Genomic DNA, 16,265 nt, shown 5'->3' with positions numbered 1-16,265 from the left:
GCCCAGCGGGAGCAAGCTCCCTCGCCACGAAAAGCCCTGGCACGGCACGAAAGCCGTCATACCCGCACCTCATCGGCCTCAGGCCTGACGAACCGCCGCCCCAGGCGATCGAAGTACAGGTAGATCACCGGCGTGGTGAACAGCGTGAGCACCTGGCTCACCAGCAAGCCGCCCACCATCACCAGGCCCAGGGGCTGGCGCAACTCGGCGCCGGAGCCGGTGGCGAGCATCAGCGGCACGGCGCCGAACAGCGCAGCGAGGGTGGTCATCAGGATCGGCCGGAAGCGCAGCAACGCAGCCTGGTAGATGGCGGTCTGCGGGTCCATGCCCTGGTTGCGCTCGGCGTCGAGGGCAAAGTCGATCATCATGATCGCGTTCTTCTTGACGATACCGATCAGCAAGATGATACCGATGATCGCGATCATGCCCAGGTCATTGCCGGTCAGCATCAATGCCAGCAACGCGCCGATGGCCGCCGAGGGCAAGGTGGAAAGAATCGTGATCGGGTGAATGTAGCTCTCGTAGAGCACGCCCAGCACGATGTACATGGTCACCACCGCCGCCAGGATCAACAACAAGGTGCTCGACAGCGACGCCTGGAACGCCTGCGCCGCGCCCTGGAATTCGGTCTGCACGCCGACCGGCATGCCGATGTCCTTCTGCACTTTCTCGATGATATCGACAGCGTGCCCAAGGGCCACGCCCGGTGCCAGGTTGAACGACATCATCACCGCCGGGAACTGGCCAATGTGAGCAATCGCCAACTGCGCCTGACGTTCTTCGACCCGGGCCAGGCTCGACAGGCGGACTTGCCCGCCGTCGGTGGTCTTGACATGGATCTGCTCAAGGGCCTGCGGGCCGATCTTTTCCCCCGCCTGAGCCTGCAGCACCACGCGGTATTGGCTGGCCTGGGTATAGATGGTCGAAATCTGCCGCTGGCCGAAGGCGTCGTAAAGCGCATCGGTGATGTTCGACACCGACACGCCCAGTCTCGATGCGGCGTCGCGGTCGATCACCAGGTAGACCTGCAAGCCCTTGTCCTGCAAGTCACTGGCGACGTCGGTGAGTTCCGGCTGTTGCACCAGGGCTTCGACGAGCCGCCCGCTCCAGAGGCTGAGCAATTCGGCATCCGGCGACGACAGGCTGAACTGGTATTGGGTACGGCTGACCCGGTCTTCGATGGTCAGGTCCTGCACCGGTTGCATGAACAGCCGGATGCCCACCAGTCGGTCCAGTTGCGGTTGCAGGCGGGCGATGATCGCGCTGGCGCTGTCGTCCCGTTCACTGTGGGGCTTGAGGTTGATCAGCAGGCGGCCGCTGTTGAGCGTGGCGTTGTCACCGTCCACGCCTATGTAGGAAGACAGGCTTTGCACGGCGGGATCGGCGAGGATGACCTTGGCCAATTGCTGCTGGCGCTCGCTCATGGCAGCGAAGGAGATCGATTGCGGTGCCTCGGAAATGCCCTGGATCACGCCCGTATCCTGCACCGGGAAAAAGCCCTTGGGCACGGCCAGGTACAACACCACGGTCAACACCAGGCTACCCACCGCCACCAACAGCGTCAGCGGTTGGTGCTTGAGTACCCATTGCAACTTGCGCCCGTAGGCGGCGATCAACCAATCGATCCAGGCGCCGCTGGCGCGGTAGAAGCGGCCCTGCTCCTCTTCCTTGGGTTCACGCTTGAGCAGCCGCGCGCACATCATCGGCGTCAGGGTCAGGGACACCACCAGCGAGATAAGGATCGCCACCGCCAGGGTGATGGCGAATTCGCGGAACAGGCGACCGACCACGTCCGCCATGAACAGCAGCGGAATCAGCACCGCGATCAGCGACAGTGTCAGGGAAATCAAGGTGAAGCCGATCTGCCTCGCACCCTTGAGCGCCGCCTGCATCGGGCTGTCGCCCTCCTCGATGTAGCGGGCGATGTTCTCCAGCATGACGATGGCATCGTCCACCACAAAACCGGTGGCGATGGTGAGGGCCATCAGGGTCAGGTTGTTGATGGAGAAACCGGCCAGGTACATGACGCCGAACGTACCGATCAATGACAGCGGCACGGCCACCGACGGGATGATCGTGGCACTGACCCGGCGCAGGAACAGGAACGTCACCATGACCACCAGGGCAATGGCGATGAGCAATTCATGCTGAACGTCGGTGACCGAGGCGCGGATGGTCTGGGTGCGGTCCGTTAGCACGGCAACGTCCAGGCCGGCCGGCAGGTTGTCGGTGATGCTCGGCAACATCGCCTTGATCCGGTCCACCACCTCGATGACGTTGGCCCCTGGCTGGCGCTGGATATTGAGCAGCACGGCCTGGTTTTCGTTGGCCCAGGCGGCGAGGCGTTCGTTCTCAGCGCCATCGACGATCTCTGCGACGTCCTTGAGCCGCAGCGGCGCGCCGTTGGCGTAGGCCAGGATCAGTTCGGCGTAGTCCTCGGGCGAGGTCAACTGATCGTTGGCATCGAGCATCGAGACTCGGGTCGGACCGTCGAAGTTGCCCTTGGGCTGGTTGACGTTGGAAGCGCCGATCAAGGTGCGCACATCCGCCAGGTTCAAGCCCGCGGACGCCAGGGCTTGCGGATTGACTTTGATCCGCACGGCCTGGCGCTGGCCACCGGCGATGGTCACCATGCCAACGCCGCTGATCTGCGCAATCTTCTGCGCCATGCGCGTGTCCACCAGATCATTGAGCTTGGGCAGCAGCATGGTCTTGGAGGTAATCGCCAGGGTCAGCACCGGGGTGTCGGCCGGGTTGACCTTGTTGTACACCGGCGGCGCCGGCAGGTCGGTGGGCAAAAGGTTGGTAGCGGCGTTGATCGCGGCCTGCACCTGCTGCTCGGCGACATCCATGTTGATGTCCAGGTTGAAACGCAGGGTGATCACCGATGCGCCGCCGGAACTGGTGGACGCCATCTGCGTCAGGCCCGGCATCTGCCCGAACTGACGCTCCAGCGGCGCGGTCACGGCGCTGGTCATCACGTCAGGGCTGGCGCCCGGGTACAGCGTCATCACGCGGATGGTCGGGTAATCGACCTGGGGCAGTGCCGACACCGGCAGCAACCGATAGGCAATCAGACCGGCCAGGACAATGGCCAGCATGCTCAGCGTGGTGGCGACCGGGCGAAGGATGAACAGCCGCGAGAGATTCATGCGCCGCCCTTTTTCGCCTTGTCGGCCATGGCCGGCTCAGTCGGGGCCGCGGCGGTCTTGCCCTGCAAATGCTCGGTCGGCGTGGTCGGCACCTCCTGGCTGTCGTTGACCACTTCCACTTCGCTGCCCTCTTTCAGGCGGTCGGTGCCTTCGAGCACCACCCTGTCGCCAGCGGCAAGCCCCTCGGTGACGACCGTCCTGTCGCCATCGCTGGCGCCGATCTTGAGCTTCTTGATGGTGACTTTCTTGTCGCCATCCAAGGCATAGACGAATGTGCCGTTGGTGCCGAACTGGATGGCGGCGGTCGGCGCAAGGACCACGCCTTTGAGCGTGTCGGCCAGCAGGCGCACGTTGACGAACTGGTTGGGAAACAGCGACTGGTCGCGGTTCTCGTAGCGAGCCTTGAATTTCAAGGTGCCGGTGGTGATGTCGATCTGGTTGTCCAGGCTTTGCAAGACGCCGCTGGCCTGCAGCTTCACATCACCACGATCCCAAGCCTCGACCGGCAGTTTCGCCCCGCCGCGGTAGCGGGCGAGCACGGTTTCGAGGTTGTTCTCAGGCAGCGTGAAGACAACGCTGATGGGTTGGGTCTGGGTGATGACGGCCAGGGCCGTGGTGTCATTGGCCGCTACCAGGTTGCCGATGTCCAGTTGACGCAACCCTACGCGCCCGCTGATCGGCGCGCGGATCTTGGTGAATTCCAGGTTGAGCTTGGCGTCGTTGACCGCCGCCTGGTTGGTCTTGACCGTGCCCTGGTATTGGCCCACCAGCGCAGCGGCGGTGTCGAGGGTCTGCTTGGCGATGCTGTCCTCGGCATACAAGCCGCGATAACGCTCGAGGTCGACCTGGGCGTTCTTCAATTGGGCCTGGTTCTGCAGCAACGTGCCTTCGGCCTGGAGCAAGGCGTTCTGGTACGGACGCGGGTCGATCTCGGCCAGCAGGTCCCCGGCCTTGACCATCTGCCCTTCCTCGAAGGCGATCTTTACCAATTCGCCGCCCACGCGGCTGCGAACATTGATGGTATTGAGCGCGGTAACCGTGCCCAGGGCCTTGTAATACAGCGGAAAATCCCCGGTCACCGCCGGCGCCACCCGAACCGGGATCGGCCCCGTCGCACCGCCAAAGCCTGGCCGCATGCCGCCCGAACGCCCCATATGCCCGGCCGCGCCTTTCTGCCCTGCTTCGTTGTTCGAGCCGGTGCCGGCAGGCCAGAATTTCCAAGCCAGCAACGCAACGGCCAAGAGGATGAGCAGGCCGAACAGCCAGCGACGAGATTTACGGGAAACAGAGGATTGCATTGAATGGTCAACCATTGGGCGCGTGGGCTTCTTCTACAGGAGGCTGAACGATAAGCACTGGCGGGTATTTAGCAAAGCGCCTTTACCGGCAATTTACCTTGGGCTTACCTTTCTCATGCTCGGCTAAGGCCTTGAAACACAAATGAAAACGGCCTGGTCAGGCCAGGCCGTTAACAATTGTAATAAATACTTTGTTTCGGAACAGTTATTTCAGGGCTGCGAGCGCCGCCTCGTAGTTCGGCTCTTCAGCGATTTCCTTGACCAGCTCGCTGTGCAGCACGGTGTCGTTTTCGTCCAGCACCACCACGGCGCGGGCAGTCAGGCCTTTGAGCGGGCCGTCCGCGATGGCGACGCCGTAGTTCTCGATGAACTCGGCACCGCGCAGCGTGGAAAGGTTCTGTACGTTTTCCAGGCCTTCGGCGCCACAGAAGCGGGCCTGGGCGAACGGCAGGTCGGCGGAAATGCACAGCACCACGGTGTTATCCAGGTCGTTGGCCTGGGCGTTGAACTTGCGCACGGAAGTGGCGCAGGTCGGGGTGTCGACGCTTGGGAAAATGTTCAGCACTTTGCGCTTGCCCGCGAAGTCTTGCAGGGACACGTCCGACAGATTGCCGGCAACCAGGGAAAAGGCTGGCGCCTTGGAACCGGCTTGTGGCAATTGGCCGTTGACTTGGACTGGGTTGCCTTTGAGGGTGACTTGAGCCATGAACGGATTCCTTCTGACAGGTTTGAAAACAGTGAGGCCGGAGTTAACCATGAAATGGAGCTCCGACCTATGCCTGCACACAAAAAGTCACGAGTGGCGGGGCCCGCTATTTAGCCTTGAGCTGCAAATACGACTGATGCAGATCTGAGGCCCAGCCGTCGATCACCCCTTTGACATCATCGGGCTTCATGACCTGAGACTCGTTCGACAACGGCTTACCCGTGCCCTTGCGCACCACCTGTGCGACCACCGCATTATTGCCACCGTCCAGAAACACCGCTTCGGTGCCCAGCGTGGTTTCCTGATCGCGAATGCCGCTGGCCGTACTGACCGCGGCGGCCACCAAGGCAATCGGAATCACTTCATAAGGTTTGAGCCCCTCGGTCTTGCTGCTGACCGCGGTGATGGCCGCCCGTACTACCAACACACCCGGCCCGGGACTGGTCGCCAGAGGCAACGACCTGCCCGCCTCCCGCTTGAGCGCCTGGTCGTAGTAGCTGGTAATGCCGGCCAACGTGCCGGCGGGAATCTTCACGGTCGGTTGCGGCTTGGGATAGAGCTGCGTCGGCTCGATATACACACTGGAGTATTTAGCCAGATCGATCTGCGGATCGACCCAACGCATCACTTCGGCCCCCGAAGGCGACTTTTCTTCCTTGAGGCGGCTGTAGTCTCCCAGGAAGCCGGAGTATTCGTCCGGCTGGGTGACTTTGCTCGAGCAGCCCATCAGCGCGAGCGAAGCGATGCAGACAGTGCCGATCATGGACGCGAGTTTCATGCTGTTACTCCTGTAGGCCACACCTGAGGAGGGGCGGAACTACAGGTATAGCCAATGCGCAGGGTTTTGCCTGTTCAGTAGCCGTATAGAGGTTGGATATGCCTGCCTCATCGCGAGCAAGCTCGCTCCCCCAGGGTTAACTCGAACCTTTGGGGAAACGAGCCTGCTCGCGAAGAGGCCTTAGGCTTCAATGGTCAAATTACTGATGCTGCACCTGAACCATCGAGCTTACCTGCACCCGCGCGTGCATCTGCTCCGCCCCGCCACCACGGCGCATGCCGCGAACCGGACAGGCGTCAAGGTAATCCAGGCCAATCGCCAACTTCAAATGGCGGTCGGGACGAAGCAAGCGATTGGTCACGTCAAAGCTGTACCAGCCGTCATCCAGCCAAGCCTCGGCCCAGGCGTGGCTTGCCAGATGGCTCTCGTCCTCGGTACACAGATAGCCGGACACATAACGCGCCGGCACGCCGAGGCTGCGGGCGCAGGCCACGAACGCATGGGCATGGTCCTGACAGACCCCGGCGCCACCGGCGAACGCCTCTGCCGCCGTACTGCTGACGGCAGTAGTGCCGGGGCTGTAGGGCATGCGATCGGCAAGGCCATTCATCAAGTCGGCCAACGCAGCACGGTCACGGCGTGCGCCGCATTGCGCCACGGCGAAAGCGCTGAGGGTGTCGTCGGCCAGGGTGAGGCGGCTGGTGCGCAGGAACGGCAGCGGTGATTGGGTATCGGGCTCCATTTCCACTGTCTGGTCGATCTGCACTTCACCATAAGCGGTCAGGATCAGGGCGCCGTGAGGCTCGTCCATGGTCATGACGTGCAGGATATTGCCGTACGGGTCGAGCTGGCTGCGCACCAGGCGCGGCAATTCAAGATGCCATTGCAGAATGGTCTGGCGTCGGGTGTCCTTGGGCGTCAGGCGCAGGAACTGGATGCTCGTGCAGACCTCGTCGGCATAGCTATAGGTCGTGTCGTGGCGGATGGACAGTTTCATACGACCTCCAGATAGGCGTCATGGATGGTCTGGCCCAAGTGGCGGATCTGGCCAATCAGCTCGGTCAACCATTGGTGCAGGCCCGACGCGAGGATCTCGTCGATCCCCGAATAACGCAGCCGCGCATTCAGCTCGGCGGCCAGCCGCTGCGCCGGCCGACCGTTATTGCCCGGCAGGCTGGCGAGAATATGGTCCAGTTCTTCAATGCAGGCGTGCAGCGAGCGTGGCACGTCGGCCCGCAGCAGCAACATCTCAGACACCTGCTCGGCATTCGGCGCGTTACGGTAGATCTCGTTGAACGCCTCGAATGAAGACAACGCCCGCAGCAACGCACTCCACTGGTAGTAACCGCGCGCCGAGTTGTCGCTGACCTCTTCCGATTCTTCGCCGAACATCTCGTAGCGCGCATCCAGCAGCCGCAAGGTGTTGTCGGCGCGTTCGATGAATGTCCCCAGGCGAATGAAACAGTAGGCATCGTTGCGCATGATCGTGCCCGACGTCGCGCCACGGAACAGGTGCGAACGCTCCTTCACCCATTCGCAGAAATGGCTGATGCCATAACGGCCCAGGCCGTTGCTGGCGATGCTGCGCATCTCCAGCCAGGTGGCGTTGATGTTCTCCCACATGTCCGCGGTGATGCGTCCGCGCACGGCATGGGCGTTGGTCCGCGCCGCCCGCAGGCAACTGTAGATGCTGCCGGGGTTGGTTTCGTCCAACGCAAAGAAATGCAGCATGCGCTCGGTGTTGAGGGTGTCATAACGGGCGTTGTAGTCATCCAGCGTACCGGCCGCCAGCAACGACATCGCCAGCTCGGCCTGACCATCGCCGCGTCCGGCCTGGGGCATCAGCGACAGCGAATAACTGACTTCGAGCATGCGTGCCAGATTCTCGGCGCGCTCCAGGTAGCGGGACATCCAGTAGAGGTCCGATGCGGTTCTTGAAAGCATGTCTTAGTCCTCCACGACCCAAGTGTCTTTGGTACCGCCGCCCTGGGACGAGTTCACCACCAGCGAGCCCTCGCGCAGCGCCACGCGGGTCAAGCCGCCGGGCACCAGACGGGTTTCCTTGCCGGACAGCACGAAGGGACGCAAGTCGATGTGGCGTGGCGCGATGCCGCTTTCGACGAACGTCGGACAGGTGGAAAGGCTCAAGGTCGGCTGGGCGATATAGGCCTCGGGCCGGGCCTTGAGGCGGGCCCGAAAATCTTCGATCTCCGCTGCGGTGGCAGCTGGCCCGACCAACATGCCGTAGCCGCCGGAACCCTGGGTTTCCTTGACGACCAAGTCGGGCAAGTTCGCCAGTACGTGGGACAGGTCCTGGGGCTTGCGACACTGCCAGGTCGGCACGTTCTTCAGGATCGGTTCTTCGGTCAGGTAGAAACGGATCATGTCGTCGACGTAGGGATAGATCGACTTGTCATCCGCCACGCCCGTGCCGACGGCGTTTGCCAGCACCACATTGCCTGCACGGTAGACCGCGATCAGCCCCGGCACGCCGAGCATGGAATCAGGGTTGAAGGACAGCGGATCGAGGTAGGCATCGTCCAGGCGACGGTAGATCACGTCCACCTGCTGGGGCCCGGCGGTGGTGCGCATATAGACATGGTCGTCACGCACGAACAGGTCCGCACCTTCCACCAGCTCCACTCCCATTTCCCGGGCCAGGAACGCGTGCTCGAAATAGGCGCTGTTGAAACGCCCCGGCGTCAGGACCACGGTGGTCGGGTTGTCCAACGGGCTTGAGCTTTTGAGCGTGTCGAGCAACAGGTTCGGGTAATGATCGATGGGCGCCACGCGCTGGGCGGCGAAGAGTTCGGGGAACAGGCGCATCATCATCTTGCGATCTTCGAGCATGTAGCTCACGCCACTTGGCGTGCGCAGGTTGTCCTCCAGCACGTAATAGCTGCCATCGCCATCGCGGACCAGGTCGACGCCTGCGATGTGGGCATAGATGCCTCGGTGCAGGTCCAGGCCCTGCATCGCAATTTGATAACCCTCGTTGGCGAGCACCTGCTCGGCGGGGATGATGCCTTCCTTGAGAATGCGCTGGCCATGGTAGATGTCGGCCAGGAACATGTTCAGGGCCTGGACCCGCTGGATGCAGCCGCGTTCGACGATTTGCCATTCGCTGGCCTTGATGCTGCGCGGAATGATATCGAACGGGATCAAGCGCTCGGTGCCCTGCTCGTCCCCATAAAGCGTGAAGGTGATGCCCGCCCGATGAAACAGCAGGTCGGCTTCACGGCGGCGTTGTTCCAGCAGTTCCAGCGGCGTGTCCGCCAGCCAGCGCGAGAATGCTTGGTAGTGCGGGCGGCAGTCACCCTTCGCGTCGTACATTTCATTGAAAAAAGCGTGGGGCATAGCCAACTCCCAGCCGTGTCGTACACGGCATTTCTTATTACGTCGTCATTCCACCAAGTACGGCCTTGCCTCGTTTATGAGCCCTGGTTCTTTGAATACCTCGTCAGGCATGGGTCTCTGATCAGGCCTTTGCGTCTGGATGACGTGCGCCCCTTTTTTATATTTGCGTATCGAAACTCCTTTCTGCTGGGTCTCGTGGAGCCGTAGCAAGGGCTGTGCCTAAGTGCGGCGGATTGAAGCAATGCTGGAAAAACCGGCGCAAAGCGGTGAAAAAGCGAAATTTATTTTTGATTTCGCGACGAAAAGAGATTCGAGCCCTGAAACGCTGACTCCAGTTTCAAGCGCCGGCACAGCAAACGGGTCGAATCGGTGCAAACAGACGGGAAGTCGAGGCCGAACGCCCCGAAAAGGGGAAATTATTACTCACCGCTAAAGCGCTGCGCTTGGCTCAACCATAGCTCACGAGCGAAGACTTCGCTGAAAGAGCGCTTCGTTGGAAGCGAGCTTGCGCGAAGATGGCCTGAAGCCAGAAACAAAAATGCCCGGACATGGTTGTCCGGGCATTTTTGTTGGCGCGCTGCGATCAGAACGTCACGCTGGCACTCAACCTGGCGGTACGCGGCTCGCCGACGGCGACCTGAAGTTCGCTGCCGGTGGATGACGGGTAGTATTGCTTGTCGAACAGGTTATCGACGTTCAACTGCAACGACGTCTTGTGCCCGAACACCGGCGACTCCCAGCGCAGGAAAGCGTCGGCGACGGTGTAGCTGCTGAGCCAGAAATCGTTGGCGTTGTTGGCGGCGCGCTCGCCGACATAACGGGCGCCGGCACCGGCGTGCCAGGCACCGAATTCGGCCGGGACGTTCAGGTGGTGGCTCAGGTACAGGCTGGCGGTGTGCTTGGGGGCGTCGGCCAGACGATGGCCTTCATCGTCCGGATCATCAAGGATCTCCGTGTGGGTATAGGCGTAGGTGCCGATCAAGTCCCAACGTTCGGCGAGGCGACCGGTGATATCGAGTTCGAGGCCTTGGGAGCCAACTTTGCCAGCGGCTTCTGCCAACGTTACGCCGTTGACCGTAGAGGACGTCACGACGTTTTTCTTCACGATATCGAACAGGGCGAGGTTGATATTCAGGCCCGGCAGCGGATCGTATTTCGCGCCGACTTCGTAGCTGCGGCCCTCCTCCGGATCGAAAGTATTACCGGCGTCGTCCACGTCATCATTGGGTTTAAAGGACTTGCTGTAATTGCCGTACAGCGACAATTGCTCGGTGGCTTTGTAGACCAGCCCGAGAAACGGCACGAAGGCGTCGCCGTTGTCGTCACGATTGACATCGTATTTGCTACCTAGACCTTGGTCACTGTACTGATCGTAATGTTGATAACGCCCACCAAATACGAGAATCCAACGGTCATCCAGATGCCAGTTATCTTTCAGGTAGACGGAGCTGGAATTCAACTGGTTTCGCAGGTCGCTATCGGTTGCGCTGATCACACTTGGCTTTGGCAAATTGCCGTAAACCGGAGCAGTGATGTCAAAACCAGGCTGCGGGCTACCACGATAAGTCTTGCCCCGGAACTGATCGGAGACTTGGTTATCGGCGCCTACCAGCAAATCGTGGCGCTGGCCGAACAGTTCCTGCTTGCCCATGAAGTCCCAACTGGCGTAACGGGTTTCATCATCGTAGTGGGCGCCATTGGCCCTTCGGCTCAACAAATTTCCATTCAAAGTGCCGGGCTGCGCAATCGAAAGGCTGTAACGGTCATTGTTCCAGCCGTAGGTCACCCGCGTCTTCCACGCCTCACTCAATTCATACTCGAACCGCGCAGTGGCCGTCTCACGGATGCCGATGCTCTTGGCCCAAGGTTCATCCAGGCGCTTGTCATAGTCGATGTCAGCCGGATGCCCATTGGTGAAAATCGTGCCCCGGTCAAACGGATTGGGAATATTCGTTGTACTCATAACTCAAATTCAACGAAGCCCGCTCGCCGGTCCAGGCCAACGACGGCGCCACCAGCGTGCTCTCGTTAACCCCGTAATTGCGCCAGTAATCCTCATGGCCGCGCTCGGCGATCAGGCGATAGGCCAATCCGGTATCGCCCAGCGGTCCGGTGGTGTCCAGGGCCATGGTGCCGCCGCCTTCGCTGTAGGCGGAACCGCTGAGCGTGGTGCTCTGGGTGTATTGCGGCTTCTTGCTGATGACGTTGATCAGGCCGCCAGGTTCCAGCGCGCCGTACAACATCGAGGCCGGCCCCTTGAGTACTTCGACCCGCTCGGTGGTGGCGCTGAAGTTATGGCCCAGGTTGGAACGCACGCCGTCGCGCAGGATCGAGCCGTCGTCGTTGGTGCCGAAGCCGCGCTTGACCAATGAGTCCCGCGAGCCGCCCAGGGTGTTGCCCTGGCTGACGCCGCTGACGAACTTCATCGCGTCCTCCAGCGAGCGCACCTGATAGTCCGCCAGCGTCTGCTGAGTGACTACGTTGATCGATTGCGCCTCTTCCTTGATCGGTACATCGCTCTTGCTCGCCGTGCTGGCTTGCGTCGCCGTGTAGCCCTCGTCCTGAATGATCCGACTGCCTTGCACATCCGTAGTGGGCAGTTCGAGGGTGTCCTGTGCCCTCAAGGGACTGGCCATGAAACAACAGGACAGCGCAGGTAAAACACATTTGACGAGGGCGTTGCGGTAGGCGAAAGGGGTGAAACGATTCAAGACGCGCACTCACAGAGGGTTGGAAATGAGAGCGAATATACTTTGAGAATGATTCCCAGTAAATCTTTCCAACATTTCCACGCTTTGACTCTGAATGCATTAAAGGGCGCCGGAGGATGACTCCGGCGCCCTTTATCGGTCCCCTCTCCTTTTTGGGGCTCGTTGAAGGTCAGTGATCGATGGCGGCGCCAGCACCCCTCGGTACGCGGATGTCCTCGACCAGATGCTGGATGTGCTCCGGTGGCGGCGCGGTGAAGCGTGACACAACCAGGGCCGCCAGGAAGTTGAATACCATGCCCAATGTGCCGATGCCTTCAGGGGACACACCAAGCCACCAATGTTCAGCCGTGTTCATCGTCGGGTTGATGAATTTGAAATAGACGATGTAGGTGAACGTGAAGGTCAGCCCGACGATCATCCCGGCAATCGCGCCTTCGCGGTTCATGCGCTTGGAGAAGATCCCCATGACGATGACCGGGAAGAACGAAGACGCTGCCAACCCGAAGGCGAACGCCACCACCTGGGCGACGAATGCGGGTGGGTAGATGCCGAACAATCCGGCGATCAATACCGCCACACCGGCCGCGATACGCGCCGCGAGCAACTCCTGCTTCTCGTTGATCCTGGGCATGATGTTGCTTTTGAGCAGGTCATGGGAGATCGAGGTGGAGATCACCAGCAACAGCCCCGCCGCCGTGGATAGCGCCGCCGCCAGCCCACCGGCAGCGATCAAGGCAATTACCCAACCGGGCAGCCCGGCGATTTCAGGGTTGGCCAACACCATGATGTCGTTGTCGACATACAGCTCGTTGGGCACCGGCGAAAGCTGGTTCTTGAGCAACCGCTGCTCATGCGCCCCACGTTCGCCGGTAAAGCTCGGCGCCCCGACCAGCGCCGCCCCAGGGCTGTACTGGATGATGCCGTCGTTGTTCTTGTCCGCCCAGGCAATCAGTCCGGAATTTTCCCAGGCCTTGAACCAGTCCGGCGCGGTGGCATAACTGACGTTAGGGATGGAGGTCAGCAGGTTGGTACGAGCGAACGCTGCCACCGCCGGTGCGGTGGTGTAGAGAATCGCGATGAACAGCAATGCGTAGCCGGCAGACTTGCGTGCGTCCCGGACGGTGGGGGTGGTAAAGAACCGCACGATCACATGGGGCAGGCCCGCGGTCCCCACCATCAGCGCCATGGTGATGAAAAACACGTCCATGGTCGACTTGGTGCCATTGGTATAGGCAGAGAAGCCCAACTCGGCGCCCAGGCCATTGAGCCGTTCGATCACACTCTGCCCCGAGCCGGCGGCTTCGCTGATGAAGCCCAGCTGCGGGATCGGATTGCCGGTGATCATCATCGAGATGAAGATGGCCGGCACCATGTAGGCGAAGATCATCACGCAGTACTGCGCCACCTGGGTGTAGGTGATGCCTTTCATGCCGCCCAGCACCGAATAGAAGAACACGATGGCCATGCCGATCATGACGCCGGTGTTGATGTCCACTTCCAGGTAGCGGGAAAACACGATGCCTACGCCGCGCATCTGCCCCGCCACGTAGGTAAAGGAAATGAAGATCACGCAGATTACCGCCACCACCCGCGCCGTCTGCGAGTAATAACGCGCCCCAACGAACTCGGGCACGGTGAACTTGCCGAATTTGCGCAGGTACGGCGCCAGGCACATCGCCAGGAGGACGTAGCCGCCGGTCCAGCCCATCAGGTAGACGGAACCGTCGTACCCCGCGAAGGCGATGATCCCCGCCATGGAAATGAACGACGCCGCCGACATCCAGTCCGCACCGGTCGCCATGCCGTTGAGCACGGGGTGCACGCCCTTGCTCGCGACGTAGTATTCACTGGTGGAGCCGGCCCGCGTCCAGATCGCGATCGCGATGTACAACGCAAAGGTGGCGCCTACGACTAGGTAGATCAGGGTTTTTGTGTCCATGTGCGCCGCCCTCAGTCTTCGTGAACGTCATATTTGCGATCAAGCTGATTCATCTTCCAGACATAGAAGAAGATCTCGAGCACAAAGACGTAGATGGACCCCTGCTGGGCAAACCAGAACCCCAGGGGCGTGCCGAAGAAACTGATGGTGTTGAGTGAGTCGACCAGCAAGATGCCGAAACCGAACGACACCACGAACCAGATGACCAGCAACACCAGCATCCAGCGTAGATTTTCCGTCCAGTAGGCACGCGCAGCCTGTTGTTTTTCAGTGGACATCGAAGCGCCCTCTTGTTTTGTTGTTATTGTTTTGCACTTCAAACCGTAGCAGTCGCCGGGCAAGGCGCTAGTACGACTTTCGTCTAATTCGTAACAACAGTTATTGACATCCCTTTCGCACCGAAAAGACAGGGCCAGGCCGCGTCAGAATCCCAGGGTGATATCAAATCGCCCCAACCCCCTAAAGCTTTGCCGTTCTCGGTCGAATGTATGCCATCGAATCTATTTTTCCCTGGAGCTGTGATGCAGACGTTAAAGGCCTTGTATGAGTCTATCGAAATGCAATTTTTCGATACCCTCACCAAAAAGCTTTCAAGCCTTTTCCTCTTGGTCGCGGTCAGTGCCTTGCTTTATTGGGTGGCCCTCAGCGCCCGCGCCGATATCGTCCTGCAGTTGCGCACTGCCCAGCTTGACGCCGCGCTGCTGGGACAGATTCAAGACCGCCTCGACAGCCTCACCCATGCGCTGCTCTTCGGCGCGCTTTTGACGCTGGCCATGGTCAGTTTCATGGTCTGGTACTTCCGCCACCTCATCGTGCGCCCCGTTACCGCCATGACCAAAGCCCTGGAAGAGATCGCCAACGGCGAAGGCGACTTGTCCAAGGACCTGCCGCTGGTGACCCACGACGAGATCCGCACGCTGGCCGCCACCTGCAACCGTTTCCTGGCCAAGCAGCGCGAGATCATTAGCAACGTCCAGGCATTGACCGTCCATATCGCCGTCGAATCGGCCCGCTCGCTGAAGAACATCAGTGATTCCAGCGACAGCGCGACGCACCAGGCGCGCTTCGCCAAGGAAGTGATGGAGCAGAGCAATACCGCCGTGGGCCGTATTGAAGAGGTGTCGCGCCAGACCCAGGGCATATCCGGCACCACCGCGCAGAACCTGAGCATGGCCCGGGACTCCTACGCCGAATTGCTGGAAGTGACCGGCAACATCAGCGAGATTTCCAGCAGCCTCGGCGAGTTCGCCGGGCTGGTGGACGCCCTCAACCAGCGCTCTTCGAGCATCAAGTCGATTGTCGGCCTGATCCAGCAGATTTCCGCCCAGACCAACCTGTTGGCCCTCAACGCCGCCATCGAAGCCGCGCGTGCCGGGGAAAGTGGCCGTGGCTTTGCGGTGGTCGCCGATGAAGTGCGCACCTTGGCGCAGAACGTCAGCCGCGCCACCGACGATATCTCCCGTAACATCGACGCCATGTTGCAGGAAGTCAGCTCGACCCACGAACAGACCACCCAGATCAGCCACAGCGCCCGGGAAACCCAGAAAGTTGTTGAACGCGCGTCCGGTCATTTCGAAAGCATGATCGTCGACTTCGAATCCACCAACGGCAAGTTGGCCGACATCGCTGACCATATCCAGCAATTCGCCGATACCAACACTGGCATCAACGAACGCGTTACCCAGATCCACGCCGACAGCCAGTCGATCGACCAACGCATGCAGCAATCGGCGACCGCTACCCGCGACCTGTCTGGCGTGGCGGAGAAAGTCCAGACGCTACTGGGCCGCTTCGTGCTTGGCCACGGCAAGCTGGACGCCGCCATCACCCGTGCCAGCGAATGCCGCGACACGCTGCAGGTTCATTTGCAGGCGTTGCAGGATGAAGGTGTCAACCTGTTCGACCAGAATTACCAATTGATTCCCGGCACCGATCCCAAGCAATACATGACCAGTTATACCGAACGCTTTGCCCGGGTCTGCCAGGAAGAATGCGACAAGCTCACCCGCAGCACGCCGGGCGGCAAGGTCTCGTTCATTGTCGATACGAAGGGGTATTGCCCGGTCAATAACAGCTGGGTGTCCAAACAACCGACCGGAGACCGCGCGGTGGACCTACCGGTTTGCCGCAACAAGCGGATCTTCAACGACCCGATCGGCCTGCGCGCTGCGGGCAACGTCCAGCGCTTCCTGCTCCAGACCTACCTGCGCGACACCGGGGAAATCATGACCGAGATCGACGTGCCGTTCTTCTTCGGCGGCCGTCACTGGGGCAACTTGCGGGTGGGGTTTGATGCGGCGGTGTTGTTGGCGGACTAAGCGTTT

Annotated in this window: 10 protein-coding genes and 1 pseudogene; 1 reads left to right on the top strand and 10 read right to left on the bottom strand. The window is 60.7% G+C overall.

Going from position 1 to position 16,265, the window contains the following annotated elements:
• Positions 1-56: 56 nt before the first annotated feature.
• From J3P92_RS11895 to J3P92_RS11850, 10 genes and pseudogenes are all read right to left on the bottom strand, one after another.
• The gene (locus J3P92_RS11895) at positions 57-3,152 is read right to left on the bottom strand and encodes an MdtB/MuxB family multidrug efflux RND transporter permease subunit (protein ID WP_434611191.1); all 3,096 of its coding nucleotides are present in this window, start codon (positions 3,150-3,152) and stop codon (positions 57-59) included.
• On the bottom strand, positions 3,149-4,465 hold the full coding sequence (locus J3P92_RS11890) for an MdtA/MuxA family multidrug efflux RND transporter periplasmic adaptor subunit (protein ID WP_420766777.1): 1,317 nt from the start codon (positions 4,463-4,465) through the stop codon (positions 3,149-3,151). Before J3P92_RS11890 ends, J3P92_RS11895 begins: the two co-directional genes overlap by 4 nt.
• A 190-nt stretch (positions 4,466-4,655) precedes the next feature.
• Positions 4,656-5,156 (bottom strand): thiol peroxidase, encoded by a 501-nt coding sequence (gene tpx, locus J3P92_RS11885; RefSeq protein ID WP_420766776.1) that lies wholly within the window; start codon positions 5,154-5,156, stop codon positions 4,656-4,658.
• 106 nt (positions 5,157-5,262) lie between these two features.
• Positions 5,263-5,934 (bottom strand): DUF3313 domain-containing protein, encoded by a 672-nt coding sequence (locus J3P92_RS11880; RefSeq protein WP_434611188.1) that lies wholly within the window; start codon positions 5,932-5,934, stop codon positions 5,263-5,265.
• Positions 5,935-6,133: 199 nt separating this feature from the next.
• Positions 6,134-6,931, bottom strand: a complete 798-nt coding sequence (locus J3P92_RS11875) for a transglutaminase family protein (RefSeq protein ID WP_420766774.1) — start codon at positions 6,929-6,931, stop codon at positions 6,134-6,136.
• Positions 6,928-7,878, bottom strand: coding sequence for an alpha-E domain-containing protein (locus tag J3P92_RS11870; protein WP_420766773.1), 951 nt, complete (start codon positions 7,876-7,878; stop codon positions 6,928-6,930). Before J3P92_RS11870 ends, J3P92_RS11875 begins: the two co-directional genes overlap by 4 nt.
• 3 nt (positions 7,879-7,881) lie before the next feature.
• Complete coding sequence (locus J3P92_RS11865; protein WP_420766772.1) at positions 7,882-9,291, bottom strand: circularly permuted type 2 ATP-grasp protein; 1,410 nt, start codon at positions 9,289-9,291, stop codon at positions 7,882-7,884.
• Positions 9,292-9,874: 583 nt separating this feature from the next.
• A pseudogene (locus J3P92_RS11860) lies at positions 9,875-11,927 on the bottom strand (TonB-dependent siderophore receptor).
• Positions 11,928-12,171: 244 nt separating this feature from the next.
• Positions 12,172-13,941: a sodium:solute symporter family protein gene (locus J3P92_RS11855; protein WP_420766770.1), complete on the bottom strand. Its 1,770-nt coding sequence runs from the start codon at positions 13,939-13,941 to the stop codon at positions 12,172-12,174.
• 11 nt (positions 13,942-13,952) lie between these two features.
• Complete coding sequence (locus tag J3P92_RS11850; protein ID WP_420766769.1) at positions 13,953-14,219, bottom strand: DUF4212 domain-containing protein; 267 nt, start codon at positions 14,217-14,219, stop codon at positions 13,953-13,955.
• Between the two features lie 243 nt (positions 14,220-14,462).
• Here J3P92_RS11850 and J3P92_RS11845 point away from each other — a divergent pair, with 243 nt between their 5' ends.
• Positions 14,463-16,259 carry a methyl-accepting chemotaxis protein gene (locus J3P92_RS11845; RefSeq protein WP_420766768.1) on the top strand — a complete coding sequence of 599 codons (1,797 nt, stop codon included), beginning with the start codon at positions 14,463-14,465 and terminating at the stop codon, positions 16,257-16,259.
• The last annotated feature ends 6 nt before the right edge of the window (positions 16,260-16,265 follow it).

Source organism: Pseudomonas sp. D3-27 (assembly GCF_051132165.1).
Lineage (GTDB): Bacteria > Pseudomonadota > Gammaproteobacteria > Pseudomonadales > Pseudomonadaceae > Aquipseudomonas.
The sequence above is the reverse complement of the archived record's forward strand: the minus strand, read 5'-3'. Positions and strand labels throughout refer to the sequence as shown.